The organism is Pseudobutyrivibrio sp. C4, assembly GCF_900111635.1.
GTDB lineage: Bacteria > Bacillota > Clostridia > Lachnospirales > Lachnospiraceae > Pseudobutyrivibrio > Pseudobutyrivibrio ruminis.
The window spans coordinates 46,940-62,082 of record NZ_FOHF01000005.1; the positions used below are offsets into that span (position 1 = coordinate 46,940).

11 protein-coding genes are annotated in these 15,143 nt (G+C 40.7%); 10 read left to right on the forward strand and 1 reads right to left on the reverse strand.

Annotation, left to right across the window (positions count from 1 at the left end):
- Positions 1–96: 96 nt before the first annotated feature.
- Entirely contained in the window at positions 97–1,677 is a 1,581-nt protein-coding gene (locus tag BMY66_RS09180; RefSeq protein WP_090394933.1) for a DUF5722 domain-containing protein, read from the reverse strand.
- A 326-nt stretch (positions 1,678–2,003) separates the two neighbouring features.
- Here BMY66_RS09180 and BMY66_RS09185 point away from each other — a divergent pair, with 326 nt between their 5' ends.
- The 10 genes from BMY66_RS09185 to serS all read left to right on the forward strand — a co-directional run bounded on the left by BMY66_RS09185 (position 2,004) and on the right by serS (position 15,058).
- Positions 2,004–3,026, forward strand: coding sequence for a LacI family DNA-binding transcriptional regulator (locus BMY66_RS09185; RefSeq protein ID WP_330387101.1), 1,023 nt, complete (start codon positions 2,004–2,006; stop codon positions 3,024–3,026).
- 86 nt (positions 3,027–3,112) lie between these two features.
- On the forward strand, positions 3,113–4,423 hold the full coding sequence (locus tag BMY66_RS09190; RefSeq protein ID WP_090394935.1) for an ABC transporter substrate-binding protein: 1,311 nt from the start codon (positions 3,113–3,115) through the stop codon (positions 4,421–4,423).
- 91 nt (positions 4,424–4,514) lie between these two features.
- Entirely contained in the window at positions 4,515–5,366 is an 852-nt protein-coding gene (locus BMY66_RS09195) for a carbohydrate ABC transporter permease (RefSeq protein WP_044936170.1), read from the forward strand.
- A complete protein-coding gene (locus tag BMY66_RS09200) occupies positions 5,366–6,208 on the forward strand; it encodes a carbohydrate ABC transporter permease (RefSeq protein ID WP_044935499.1) in 843 nt (280 codons plus the stop codon). Before BMY66_RS09195 ends, BMY66_RS09200 begins: the two co-directional genes overlap by 1 nt.
- Positions 6,209–6,218: 10 nt before the next feature.
- On the forward strand, positions 6,219–7,745 hold the full coding sequence (malQ, locus tag BMY66_RS09205) for a 4-alpha-glucanotransferase (RefSeq protein ID WP_090394936.1): 1,527 nt from the start codon (positions 6,219–6,221) through the stop codon (positions 7,743–7,745).
- Between the two features lie 720 nt (positions 7,746–8,465).
- Positions 8,466–9,692 carry a trigger factor gene (tig, locus tag BMY66_RS09210; protein WP_090394937.1) on the forward strand — a complete coding sequence of 409 codons (1,227 nt, stop codon included), beginning with the start codon at positions 8,466–8,468 and terminating at the stop codon, positions 9,690–9,692.
- Positions 9,693–9,780: 88 nt separating this feature from the next.
- Positions 9,781–9,924, forward strand: a complete 144-nt coding sequence (gene scfA, locus BMY66_RS09215; RefSeq protein WP_033151787.1) for a six-cysteine ranthipeptide SCIFF — start codon at positions 9,781–9,783, stop codon at positions 9,922–9,924.
- A gap of 99 nt (positions 9,925–10,023) precedes the next feature.
- Complete coding sequence (scfB, locus tag BMY66_RS09220; protein WP_044936176.1) at positions 10,024–11,406, forward strand: thioether cross-link-forming SCIFF peptide maturase; 1,383 nt, start codon at positions 10,024–10,026, stop codon at positions 11,404–11,406.
- Positions 11,407–11,425: 19 nt separating this feature from the next.
- A complete protein-coding gene (gene secD, locus BMY66_RS09225; protein ID WP_090394938.1) occupies positions 11,426–13,714 on the forward strand; it encodes a protein translocase subunit SecD in 2,289 nt (762 codons plus the stop codon).
- A 54-nt stretch (positions 13,715–13,768) separates the two neighbouring features.
- Positions 13,769–15,058: a serine--tRNA ligase gene (serS, locus tag BMY66_RS09230; protein ID WP_090394939.1), complete on the forward strand. Its 1,290-nt coding sequence runs from the start codon at positions 13,769–13,771 to the stop codon at positions 15,056–15,058.
- The last annotated feature ends 85 nt before the right edge of the window (positions 15,059–15,143 follow it).

Here is a 15,143-nt window from a genome sequence, read left to right on the forward strand (position 1 = left end):
CATCAAGCTCTACTATTTCTCAAGCGAGACGTGTTGTCGAGCGGAGAAATCAGTAGGCTTGTAGCCGTAACAGCATGGCTCTCTTAGTATAGTGGTTTATCTAGGTGTTATACGTGTGTTGAGATCTACCCCTGCGATTGCGCTGGCCTGCGCCACTACATTAGGGTCTGCACAGTTCTGGTAGAAGGTGTAGGACATCTTCTTTGAACCGTCTACGTTGCAAAGTCCATTAGCGAGGCCTTGTGCGATTTCACCTGGATCATCCTTCTCACGTGAAAGAATCATTCCATCAATGTGACTGTTATTCATTGCAACTAGGTATGCGTATACAACAGCTGCAGCCTGAAGGTCTTCACCTGAAAGTGATGTGTATCCCTGCTCAGAAAGCTTTACAGTTCTAACTGCACCTGTTGGTGAAAGCATATCGCTCTGGCACATAAAGTCTGTTACTACATCGATATTTTGAAGTGAAATGTATGGCGAGCTCTGGCTGTGTGTTAAGCTACTAGAAGCTGCCCATGGTGTTGCACTTGTAAGTGGTGTCATGTATGCGTGTGTTGCAAGTCTCCAGTCAACATTTCCTTCAGCCTTAATCATTGAGTTGAACTGAGTTAAGAAAGACTTACCAGCATAGTAATTTGCAGCGCCTGCTCTAGCCCACTGCTGATCTGTACAAACGTATACGTTAGCTGTTGCGTTTTCAGATTTGATTCCGTTGTACATAACGCGGAATGCATTTGTATACTGCTGAGTAAAGGCTTCTAATGAACCACAGTTCATGTAGTTCCAATCGCCCCAAGCGTTTACTTCGTTACCGATGATATAGTTATCGACCTGACCAAATCCGTGGCCTGAGTATCTGTTTCCAAGGAATGCTGCTGCAGCACTGAGGATATCAACACCTTCAGTTGTAGAAGCATTTAATCCATAGTAATTGTGAAGTCCTAATCCATCGTAAGAATATGGATTAATAAATTCTGTCTGAGCTGCCTGATCTACAACAATAATTAATGTAACCTGGCATCCCATTCCATTGTATTTTCTAATAGCGTTATCATATCCAGAAAGTCTAGCTGTCTCAAAGTGATAAATCTTTCCGTTGTAGCTATATGAACCACCACCATTTGAAATCCATGAAAGTGGAAGAGTTAACTGAACCTGCTGGCAACCAAGGTCTCTTGGCTGGTTCTTATTGAATGTTGCAACATCAAGTGCTGGAAGAATACCCTTCTTTCCATAATCCATTCTCGCACATGCATATGTAGCACATCCTTCAGGATTTGTAATGTACATGCTGTTTGAAACTGGTGAAAGAGCACCGCCCTTCATAACGCAAACTGTAAACTTCTTGAAAAGCATTGTGCTTGCAGTTCCTTTTCCAAGTGGAACAGAGAATGTTGCGCCAGAAGCTGCTGTAGCCTGTGCTACATCAACACCTGCTGGTGCTGTCTGGTTTGCATCAGATGCTACAAGGTGGAATAAACCATCCTCAGATGATGCTGCACCAGAAGTTGTAACAACAACATCTGTGCCCTGAATCAAAGCTGCGGCGATTGTAACACCACTGGCTGCTGATTTTGTTTTAGCCTCTGCGCTAAGGCTAGGTACTGCTAGGAATGCACTAAGTGAAAAAACTAATGCAAATGCAATGCTAGCAATTCTTTTAGAAATCTTCATATATCATAGCTCCTTTCAGCTGATGAATCTTCTCCGATAGCGGAGTCATCTAAAAATATATCATGATTATTATCAAAATGCATAGAATCTATAAAAAATACAAAAAAATAACATAGAAAAAACATAAATCTTTTTCACAAAATTTTCATAGTCGATTTGTGAGAAAGGACGAAATGACCTTAGAGATATTGACGTAGTGGGGTATAAAGGATATTATTTACATGTACTGGAAACGTTACCAGTAACGGTTCCAGAAAAACTAAACATAGCTGATAACAGGATGGATTAGGCCCCTGAATGTTAAATAAAAAGGCTATGTAGTTTTAATAAAGGAAGGAAAAATCATGACAATTAAAGACATTGCACGTTTATCAGGTGTAAGTGTCAGTACCGTATCAAGGGTGCTTAATGACCATCCTGATGTAAGCGAGGAAGCTAAGGAAAAGGTATTAGCTGTTGTCCAAGAGTACAACTATATACCTAACACTAGCGCAAGGGAGCTTGGTAAGACTTCATCAGACAACATAGGTGTTGTTGTAAGAGGATTATCTAACCCATTCTACACAAAGATTATTACAGAGATTGGAAGCGGAATTGAAAAGGCTGGTTACACCATGGTGATGCAGCAAATCGCAGCAGGCGAAGATGAGATTATGACCGCAGCCAAAATGGAAAGGGATAAGAAGCTCCAGGGTCTGATTTTTCTTGGAGGAAATTTGGATTATACAAAGGAACGAATGACTAGCATAAATGTTCCTTATGTATGTTGTACATTCAATAATCAGTATGGAACATTAGATAAATCTGATTATTCGAGTGTATGTATAGATGATAACCAGGCTGCATATGATGCAGTGGAATATTTGGTTAATGAAGGCCACAGAAAGATAGTTGTTTTGCTATCGGGAGTGGAGGATGGCTCAGTCAGCCAGGTGAGATTTGCCGGCTATAAACGAGCATTAAAAGATTTTGGAATACAACTAGATGAAAATCTGATAATAGAGATCAATAGTTTCAATATTGCAGATGCCTATACAGGCATGAAAGATTGGTTAAAAAAGAATAGAGAATTCACAGCGGTGTTTGCTATCTCAGATAATATGGCAATGGGAGCAATGAAAGCTTTGAGGGAAGCTGGTAAAAAGATGCCAGAGGACGTTGCAGTTATTGCGATAGATGGAATCGAAGCTTCTGAATACATGAACCCTGTGTTATCAACTCTATGTCAGCCGATGGAAAAAATGGGCAGTGAAGCAGTGAAATTGTTGGTAGATATCATTAATGGGAAACGCACATACAGACATGTGATTCTTCCAACTACTTTAAGAGAAGGTGAGACTCTTAAGTAGGTAATTCTCTTGGTTTTTACAAAGGAGGTATAGAGTCCTTTGTTGAAACATAGAAATTATCATACACAAAAAGGAGAGTGTAAGAAATGAAGATGAAGAAAGTATTGGCATTAGGGTTGATCGCGATGATGTCGACAGCTGCATTTGCAGGCTGTGGTTCAAGCGAAAGCAGTGATGGTGGTTCTGCAAGCACAGGCGATAGTGCAAGCGGACAGGTTTATTATCTTAACTTCAAGCCAGAGGCAGATGAGGCTTGGCAGGAAATCGCTGCACAGTACACAGAAGAGACAGGTGTTCCTGTAACAGTTATTACAGCAGCTTCTGGTACATACGAGGAGACATTGTCATCTGAGATTATTAAAGACGAAGCTCCTACATTATTCCAGGTAAATGGTCCAGTAGGTCTCGCTAACTGGAAGGACTATTGCTATGACCTTAAGGGTTCATCTCTCTATGATGAGTTAACAAGTGATTCATTTGCACTTTACGATGGAGATGCTGTTGCAGGTATTGCATACGTAATCGAGTCTTATGGACTTATCGTAAACACAGAATTACTTGAGCAGGCTGGATACACACTTGATGACATCGCAAGTTTCGATGACTTAAAGACAGTTGCAGAGGATATTACAGCTCGTTCAGGAGAGCTTGGATTCTCAGCATTTACATCAGCAGGTATGGATGGTTCTTCTGATTGGAGATTCAAGACACACCTTGCAAACCTTCCTATTTACTTCGAGTATCAGGACAAGGGCATCGATTCTACAGACGCAATCGAAGGTACATACCTTGATAACTACAAGGCAATGTGGGATCTCTATATCAACAATGCAACATGTGATCCTTCTGAGTTAGCTGGTAAGACTGGTGATGATGCAGAAAATGAATTTGCAGAGGGCCAGGCAGTATTCTATCAGAATGGTTCATGGGAATATAAGAACCTTACAGATAAGGGTATGACAGATGATCAGCTTGCAATGATTCCAATTTACATTGGCGCAGGCGATGAGGCTAATCAGGGACTTTGCACAGGTACAGAGAACTACTGGTGTGTAAACTCTGAAGCATCAGAAGAAGATATTCAGGCAACAATTGATTTCCTTACATGGATGGTTACATCTGAGGCAGGTACACAGATGCTTTCTGAAAACATCGGTGTAATTCCTTTCAAGAATGCAGCAGATACAACTAACCTTTTCGTACTTAACGATAGAGCATACACAGAAGCAGGTAAGACACCAGTTTCTTGGAACTTCACAACTATGCCTTCAGAAGAATGGAAGAATGGCGTAGGTAGTGCTCTTACAGCATATGCAGCAGGCACAGGTTCATGGGACGATGTTGTTTCAGCATTCGTTGATGGCTGGGCATCAGAATACGCTGCAGCTAATAACTAAAGAAAGACTCTTTTTAGAGTATTTTTTCTTCTTTTATTCTTAGGAGGGCGAGGCCTAACGCCCTCCAAATTTTTTGGGATTGGAGATTGCTATGGAGAAAGCTATTAGAAAATACTGGCCCATTTTTGTACTACCTACCTTAGCAGCTTTTTGCGTTGGTTTTATTTATCCATTTGTACAAGGTTTGTATTTATCATTCTGTAAATTTACAACTATAAAAAAAGCAACATTTATTGGAGTAGACAATTACGCGTATGCAATACTAGATAGTGAGTTTTGGCATTCATTCTGGTTTACAGCGCTTTTTACTGTGGTATCCACAGTGTTAATAAATGTAATAGCATTTGCTATTGCCTTGGCACTTACAAACAAAATAAAAGCATCTAACTTTTTTAGAACAGTTTTCTTTATGCCAAACCTTATCGGTGGTATTGTTCTTGGTTACATTTGGCAGATTCTTTTAAACTGCGTCCTTTCACTTTTGGAAAAGCCACTTCTTGCTCTTAATGCAACATATGGATTTATCGGTTTGACAATTCTTATGTGCTGGCAGCAGATTGGTTACATGATGATTATATATATCGCAGGACTTCAATCTATTCCTGATGATTATATTGAAGCTGCAAAGATTGACGGCGCTACTACAAGTCAGATACTTTTCAGAGTTAAGATTCCAAATGTAATGCCATCAATTACAATTTGTACTTTCCTTACAATCACTAATGGATTCAAGCTATTTGATCAGAACTTAGCATTGACAGGCGGCGAACCTGCTCATGCATCAGAGATGCTTGCTCTTAATATTTACAACACCTTCTACAGCCGTACAGGCCCTCAGTGGAAAGGCTATGGTCAGGCAAAGGCTGTTATCTTCTGTATTATGGTAATCATTATCTCCATGATTCAGTTGAAGTTTACTAAATCAAAGGAGGTGCAGCAGTAATGAAAGCAAAAGAGAAAATTGCCAAGGGTATTGTATTTATTGTTTTATGCATTTTGGCTGTACTTTGGATTTATCCAGTTTTTATGATATTAATCAACTCGCTTAAGGGTGATACATTTATTAGTACAAACACAGTTTTTCAACTGCCAGATGCGAAGAGCTTTATAGGTCTTGAAAACTATAAGGATGCTCTTTCTTCAAAGGGATTTGCAGCAGCTTTTGGATACAGCTTAGTTATCACAGTCACATCAGATGTGCTTATTTTGATTGGTACATCAATGTGCGCTTGGTACATAACACGAGTTCACGGAATGCTCTCAAAAGTATGTTATGCTCTTTTCGTGTTCTCAATGGTAGTTCCATTCCAAATGCTTATGTTCACACTTTCATCTACAGCTGATAGATTGGATTTGGATACACCATTCAATATATGTATAATATATTTAGGTTTTGGCGCTGGATTGGCAGTGTTTATGTTTACAGGATTTATGAAATCAATTCCTCTGGAAATTGAGGAAGCAGCAATGATTGACGGCTGTAATCCAATCCAGACATTTTTCCAGATTGTATTACCTATACTGAAGCCTACACTTATTTCAGTAGCTATCCTTGAAACAATGTGGCTTTGGAACGATTACTTATTACCATATCTTGTTCTAGACCGTAAGAAATACATGACTATTCCAATTCTTATTCAGTATTTCCGCGGCAGCTATGGACATGTTGAAATGGGACCAATGATGGCATGCATCATGATGACAGTTTTACCAATCATCATCATGTATATTTGCCTTCAGAAATATATTATCAAAGGCGTAATTGCTGGAGCTGTAAAAGGCTAGGAGAGAGAATATGAAAAGAAGTAGCGGTATTTTACTGCCTATATCTTCATTGCCATCTGCATATGGCATTGGCACATTTGGAAAGGCAGCGTACAAATTTGCAGATTTTTTGAAAGCTTCAGGTCAGAAGTATTGGCAGGTTTTACCACTGGGCCCAACAAGCTATGGCGACAGCCCATACCAAAGCTTTTCTACTTTTGCCGGAAACCCTTATTTCATAGATCTTGAAATGCTGATTGAGGAAAAGCTTCTTACAAAAAAGGAAGTAGAGGCTGAAAACTGGGGAACAAATCCAAGATACGTGGATTATGGACAGATTTATAGCAGCAGATTCAAGATTCTTGAAAAGGCAAAGGAAAGAGGCTACAAGGCTGCGTTAGGGGATATTTCTCACTTTAAGAAAAACAATCCATGGGTAGAGAACTATGCTCTATTTATGTCCATTAAAAAACATTTTGGACAGCTTAGTTGGCAGGAATGGCCAGAGGAAGATATCCGTCTTCACAAGCCAGAGGCCGTAGAAAAATACAAAAAACAGTTAGAAGAAGATATTGAATTCTTTGTATACATTCAATATTTATTCTTCAAGCAGTGGACCAAGCTTAAAAAGTATATCAATGATTTAGGAATAGAAATCATTGGAGATTTACCAATCTATGTAGCATTGGATTCATGTGATGTTTGGGCTGAGCCAGAATTCTTCAGTCTGGATGAGGAAAACTATCCAGTAGAGGTGGCCGGTGTTCCACCAGATTATTTTAGTGAAGACGGTCAGCTTTGGGGTAATCCATGCTATAACTGGAAGGCTCTAAAGAAGGATGGATACCGTTGGTGGATTCGTAGAATCGAAGGTGCTGCAAAGCTCTATGATGTATTACGTATTGATCACTTCAGAGGCTTTGATGAATACTGGGCAGTTCCAGCAGGGCAGAAGACAGCAAAGAAGGGCAAATGGAAGAAAGGCCCTGGAATGGATTTGGTAGGCCTTCTATCAGAAAAATTCCCAAATATCGAATTCATAGCAGAGGATTTAGGAGAACCATCTCCAACTGTTGTGGAGCTTCTACATGACAGCAAGTGGCCAGGTATGAAGGTTCTTGAGTTTGCATTCGATTCAGGAGAACCAAACAACTACCAGCCACACACATACGACAAAAACTGTGTATGCTACACTGGCACTCACGACAATGCAACCGTCATGGAATGGTACCAGGAGGCCAACAAAAAAGACAAAGAATATGCTAGCAAGTATCTTGGTATCTCCAAATCAGAGGGCTTTAACTGGGGCATGATTCGTGGTGGCATGAGTTCGGTGGCCACACTCTTCGTAGCACAGATGCAAGACTTCCTTGGCCTTGGTAAATACAATCGTATCAACGTCCCAGGCACAGACTCAGGCAATTGGCAGTGGCGCCTCATCGAGGACGAAATCACAGACGACCTTGCAGAAAAAATCTACAAAATGTCTGTCATGTACGACCGCACCAAGAAAAAAGAAACCCCTAAAAAGCCTGCAAAAACTAAGGCTAAAAAATAACCCATACTCCTACTCGCACCCCTAGTGTATGTATAACTGGCTGCCCTCCGGGGGCCCTGCACTCTTGCCTGCCATGCTAGTCATCGCATGAATATTATGTTTTTCTAAAACGCAAGTTGCGCATACTTATTAGCAGATGTCTTTTGCAGGTCTGTACATTTTCTGAATCTGTATGTCTATGGACGGACACATTGTTTCTAGATAATATATGGATTTCGAAAACTATGGATACCTTTGGGTGATTTTGGAATAAGCTTAGTAGAACAAAAAGAGATATTTGATATGGATGAGTAGCTGCCGCTAGGACGGCGGCAGCAGTGGTCACTTGAAACACGACGTTGAATGTGCCACGGTGCTCATACATACAAATATCTCTTTTTAAGTTCTACTTAGCGAATGTAATATGAACCCAAGGTACCATAGCTTTTGAAATCCATATTATAAAATACAAAAGTGTCCGTCCTAACCTATACAGATTCAGAAAAAGTTCATCCCGCAATAAGACACCTGCAGTATGCGCCCCTATTGCGCTAAGAAAAACTATAATATTCGCGAAATCGACTAGCATGGCAGGCAAGAGTGCAGGGCCCCGGAGGGCAGCCAGTTTATTGTACTTTTATGGGGCGTGCGAGTAGGAGTTGGATGGTGGTACGGTTTTGATTTCGAGGGGTATATGTGGTACAATAGCGCAAGATTCGCATATTTGACGGAGGTTTTGTGATGAAAAATAGAGTTTTAGCATTAGCTTTAGCTACAGCTATGGCTGCTTCTATGGTGGCTTGTGGAAGTTCATCTGATGAAGCTACAGAGGAGACAACACAGGTAGCAGAGATAGAGTACAATGTTGACGACTACGTTACACTTGGGGATTACAAGGGGATTGAAGTTACAATCGAAGGTGAGTATGAGTATACTGACGAAGGATTTGCGCAGTATGTAGCAGATACAATCGAATCTGCTGCTGTTTACGCAGAGGATGATAGCCAGACAGAGGTTCAGGAAGATTCAATTGTAAATGTTGATTATGTTGGTTCACAGGATGGAGTGCCTTTTGATGGTGGTTCAGCAGAGGACCAGATGATTGATGTGGCAGGCAATTGCATGGCTGGTGGTACTACAGGTTTTATTGATGGATTTACAGCAGGCCTTGTGGGACACAGTGTTGGCGATGAGGTTGCATATGATGTTACTTTCCCTGAGTCATATGGCAATACAGATTTAGCTGGCCAGACAGTAGTGTTTACATTTCAGATTAATTACATTGCAAAGGCTATTGAGTCTGAGGATGACTTAACAGATGATGTAGTATCAGCTAATTTTGGATACGATACAGTAGATGAATATATCGCTGCTCTTAAGGAAGAATATACAGCTTCATTAGAGGACAATCTTGAGAATGATACAGAGACTGCTGTATTAAATGCTCTCATTAACAACTGCACTGTTTCAGAGGTACCAGAGGGACTTCTTCAGGCAAGAGTAGATCTTATCCTCTCTATTCAGAGCAAGCAGTATGAAGCATACGGCACAACAATGGAAGCATACCTTACATCTATGGGATATGATTATGAAGAAGTAATCAACACTCTCACAGAAAATGTTAAGGAATCAACTAAGACAGAGCTTATCCTTGAGGCAATTGCTAATAAGGAAGGTATAGAGGTTGATGAAGAGGGTTACACAGAGTTCATCACACCAATTTATCAGAATATGGGTTACACAGACCTTGATACATTCTATGCTGATTTCACTGTAGATGGATATGGCGGACAGAAATATTTTGAGCTTGCATATCGTACAGAAAAGGCAACAGATTTCTGTGTAGAGAATGCTGTAGTTAATTCTACAAACGTTCTTAATGCAGATGCTGATACAGAGGAAGATTCAGAAGTTGTAACAGACGAAGAATTGGAATCTGAGGTAGAAGTAGAAGCTGATGAACAGTAGGAAATACTTTCTATTTTTACCTAGCTGTAGTATAATTTACTCTAGCTTTTTGGCTCTTAGGAGCAATTAATATAAAAGGAGAAATAAGATGGAACACATTAAGACACTTAACACAAAGAGATTACAGAACACAGTTAAAGAAGGCGGATGTGGCGAGTGCCAGACATCATGCCAGTCAGCTTGCAAGACATCTTGCACAGTTGGTAACCAGAGCTGTGAGCACAAGAACTAATCTTACAAAGATTATTTATATTTAACGCGAAGGCCGGTCCTGTCTAATGTAAATTAGGGGAACGGTCTATTGTGCGTTTATGAAAGGACTTTATTTTTAGTGATACACCAGTTTAAAAACAACGGTTATAACGTTGTCATAGATATTAACAGTGGCGCGATTCACGTAGTTGATGATGTCACATACGATTACCTTGCTCTCTGGCAGGAGCATGGCGCAGAGGTCGCTTTTACAAAGATGAAAGAGAGCCATTCAGAAGTTTCAGAGGAGGAGCTTAACGCTATCAAATCCGAAATTCAGCAGCTTATTGACGATGGCTCATTATTTACAGAGGATAACTACGAGCCTCACATTGCTGATTTTACAGCACGCCCTACAGTGGTAAAGGCTCTTTGCTTACATATAACACACGATTGCAACTTGGCATGTAAATACTGCTTCGCAGAGGAAGGCGAATACCATACAGGTAAGCGCGAGCTCATGAGCTACGAAGTTGGTAAGCAAGCACTTGATTTCTTAGTTGCTAATTCAGGTAGCCGTCGAAATCTCGAGGTTGATTTCTTCGGTGGCGAGCCACTTATGAACTGGCAGGTTGTAAAGGATCTTGTTAAGTATGGTCGTTCAATTGAAAAGGAACACGGAAAGAACTTCCGATTCACTCTTACGACAAACGGCGTTCTTTTAAATGATGAGATTCAGGAATTTGCAAACAAGGAGATGGCCAATGTAGTACTTAGCTGCGACGGTCGTCCAGAAATTCATAATCTTATGCGTCCATTCAGAAAAGGCGCACCAAGTTACGAAATCGTTATGCCAAAGTTTAAAAAGTTGGCAGAATCAAGAAATCAGGACAAGTACTACATCAGAGGTACATTCACTAGAAACAATCTTGATTTCTCAAAGGATGTTATCCACTTGGCAAACGAAGGCTTCAAGCAGATTTCAGTTGAGCCGGTAGTCGCTCAGGATACAGATGATTACGCTATCCGTGAGGAAGACTTACCAAAGCTCTTTGAAGAATACGATAATCTTGCTGCAGAGATGATGAGACGTCAGGGCACAGATGAGGATTTCAATTTCTTCCACTTCATGATTGATTTGGAAGGTGGCCCATGTGTTTACAAGCGTCTTTCAGGATGTGGTTCAGGAACTGAGTACATGGCAGTTACACCTACTGGTGAGCTTTATCCATGTCATCAGTTTGTTGGAAACACAGACTTCTGCCTTGGCGATGTATATAACGGAGTTAAAAAGACTGATGTTGTTAATCAGTTCAAGCACTGCAATGTATATGCTAAGGAAGAATGTAAGAATTGCTTCGCAAGATTTTACTGTAGCGGCGGTTGTGCAGCTAATGCATACAACTTCACTGGCAGCATTTTGGGGAACTATCACGTTGGCTGCGAGTTACAGAAAAAACGTATTGAATGTGCTATTGCATTAAAGGTTCACGCAAGCGAGCTAGAGGCTGAGGCACAATAAATAGAATAGGAGAATAAAAATGAGACGTTTAAAAAAGGGACAGGGTATTGCCTGGCTTGTTGCGTTCGTAGTAATCCTTGGTTTACTTGGTTACTATGCAGCACTTGTTCTTACAGGCACAATCAATAAGACTGACGACAGCCTTAAGTTAGGACTTGATCTTGACGGTGGTGTCAGCATTACATACGAAGCAGTTGGAGATACACCTACTGACGAGCAGATGGAGGATACAATCCTTAAGCTTCAGCAGCGTATTGAAAACGACTTGGGCGAAGAAAGCTCAACAACAGAAGCTAATGTTTATCGTGTAGGCGATAAGCGTATCACAGTTGAAATTCCAGGTGTTTCTGATGCTAATGCTCTTTTGGAAGAGCTTGGTACACCAGGTACACTTTACTTCATTACTCAGTACGATATTGAGGGAAATCCAAACTACACAATCAACGGTTATGATGCAGATGGCAACATCGATGGCACACTCAACTACGACATCGATACATTGATTGATAATGGCTCAGTTATTGCAACTGGTACAAATGTTACTAGCGCACAGGCAGCTACTCAGACAAACCAGACAACAAACGCTACAGAGTATGTTGTTCAGCTTCGTTTCGACGATGAGGGAACAACAGCATTTTCAGCAGCAACAACAGCAGCTTCATTAACAGGTGATTCAATTGCAATCTACTATGATGGTAAGTTTGTTTCAGTTCCTACAGTAAAGAATGCAATTTCAGATGGTAATTGCGTCATCGAGGGAATGGATTCATACGAGCAGGCTCAGAAGCTTGCTTCATACATCCGTATCGGTGGTCTTGATATCGAGCTTACAGAGCTTGAGTCTCAGGTAGTAGGTGCTCAGCTTGGTTCTGACGCTCTTAGAACATCACTTATCGCTGCAGGCGTAGGTCTTGTAATCGTTATGCTATTCCTTATTGCTATGTACTTTGTACCAGGTGTTGTTGCTTCACTTGCACTTGCTCTTTACACAGCAATGCTTATCGGAATCTTAAAGGCATTTGATATTACACTTACATTACCAGGTATCGCTGGTATGATTCTTTCAATCGGTATGGCGGTTGATGCCAATGTTATTTGCTTCGCGCGTATCCGTGAGGAGATTAAGAATGGACGTCCTGTTATCTCAGCAATTGAGACAGGATTCTCAAAGGCTCTTTCAGCTATCATTGATGGAAACATCACAACACTTATTGCAGCAGCAGTTCTTGGAATCCTCGGTTCAGGTACTGTAAAGGGATTCGCAATTACACTTGCACTCGGTGTTGTTTTATCAATGTTTACAGCACTTGTTATTACACGTATCCTTATGAACTCTTTCTATGCACTTGGCGTTCGTTCTCCAAAGGCATACGGTAAGGCTAAGGAACCTACAAAGTTCGATTTCGTTGGAAAGAAGGCAATCTTCATTACAATTTCAGTTGCAATCATCGCAGCAGGCTTTGTAACAATGGGTGTATTCAAGGCAAAGGATGGAGCAGGACTTAACTACTCTCTCGAGTTCCTTGGTGGTACATCAACAACAGTTGATTTCAACGAAACATACACACTTGAGCAGTTAGATAGCATTGTTGTTCCAGACATCGCTTCTACACTTGATATTAGCGAGGGAAGCATCCAGACAACAACAGTTGATGGAAGCAACCAGGCAATCTTCAAGACACGTACACTTACACTTGATGAGCGTACAGCTTTAAATGAAATGTTCGAGTCAAAGTACTCAGTTGCAGAGGATTCAATTACTTCACAGAGTATTGGTTCTACAATCTCAGGCGAGATGCGCAGCCAGTCAACAATCGCAGTTATCGTTGCAGTACTTTGCATGCTTGTATATATTTGGTTCAGATTTAAGGACATCAGATTTGCATCATCAGCAATCATTGCTCTTATCCACGATGTACTTATTGTATTATCACTTTATGCATTTGCACGTATATCAGTTGGTTCAGCATTCATTGCATGTATGCTTACAGTTATCGGTTACTCTGTTAACGATACAATCGTTGTATTTGACCGTATCAGAGAAAACCATAAGGCAATCAGAACAGAGACAGCTGAGACTCTTAAGGAGCTTGCAAATAACTCATTGTCACAGACATTGTCTCGTAGTATTTCAACATCAATCACAACAGCAATCATGGTACTTATGCTTCTCATCCTTGGTGTTTCATCAATCAGAGAGTTCGCATTACCACTTCTTGCTGGTGTAATTGCTGGTACATATTCATCTATCTTTATCGCAACACAGCTTTGGTACATATTTAGAGTTAGTGGTAAGAAGTCGAATTAATTATCACTCATCAAATAGTTATTAAAGTATTTAGTATAGATTAGGAGATATAGTATGATCGACATTAAATTTTTACGCGAAAATCCAGACGCAGTTAAAGAGAATATTAAAAAGAAGTTCCAGGAGCACAAGCTTGGTCTTGTTGATGAAGTAATTGAGCTTGATGACAAGAGACGTGCTGCTCAGCAGGAGGCAGATGACCTCCGTGCTGAGATGAACAAAGCATCTAAGCAGATTGGTGCATTAATGGGACAGGGCAAAAAGGATGAGGCTGAGGCTGCAAAGAAAGAAGTTGCAGAGCTTAAGCAGCGTATCAAGGACCTTGAGCCAGTAGAGAAGGAACTTTCAGACAAGGTTGAAGAAATCATGATGAAGATTCCTAACATCATTGATCCATCAGTTCCAATTGGTCCAGACGATTCTTGCAACGTTGAAATCGAAAAGTTCGGTGAGCCAGTGGTTCCTGATTTCGAAATCCCATATCACACAGATATCATGGAGAGATTCAATGGTATCGATATGGATGCAGCTGGTAAGGTTGCAGGTAATGGTTTCTATTACTTAATGGGAGATATTGCTCGTCTTCATTCAGCAGTTATCTCATATGCACGTGATTTCATGATTGATAGAGGATTTACATATTGCATCTCACCTTTCATGATTCGTTCAAACGTTGTTACAGGCGTTATGTCATTCGAAGAGATGGACGCTATGATGTACAAAATCGAAGGTGAGGATCTTTACCTTATCGGTACATCAGAGCATTCAATGATCGGTAAGTTCATCGATACACTTAATGATGAAGCAAACTTACCATACACACTTACAAGCTACAGCCCATGCTTCCGTAAGGAAAAGGGTGCTCATGGTATCGAGGAGCGTGGTGTATATCGTATCCACCAGTTCGAGAAGCAGGAGATGATCGTTGTTTGTAAGCCAGAAGATTCAAAGATGTACTATGACAAGCTTTGGCAGAACACAGTTGATTTATTCCGTAGCTTAGATATTCCTGTACGTACACTTGAGTGCTGTTCAGGAGATTTAGCTGATCTTAAGGTTAAGTCTTGCGACGTTGAGGCATGGTCACCACGTCAGAAGAAGTACTTCGAAGTTGGTAGCTGCTCAAATCTTGGTGATGCACAGGCACGCCGTCTTAAGATTCGTGTTAAGGCTGAGGATGGTACAAAGTACTTTGCTCACACTCTTAACAACACAGTTGTTGCTCCGCCACGTATGCTTATCGCATTCTTGGAGAACAACCTTCGCGAGGATGGCAGCGTAGCTATCCCTAAGGCACTCCAGCCTTACATGGGTGGTAAAGAAGTTCTCGTACCCGTAAAATAATCGTATTTGACAATATATTCGAATCATATTATTATTCATCGGGAAGAAATCTAATATAGTATTTAATGGCAAGTAGCATCAAAGT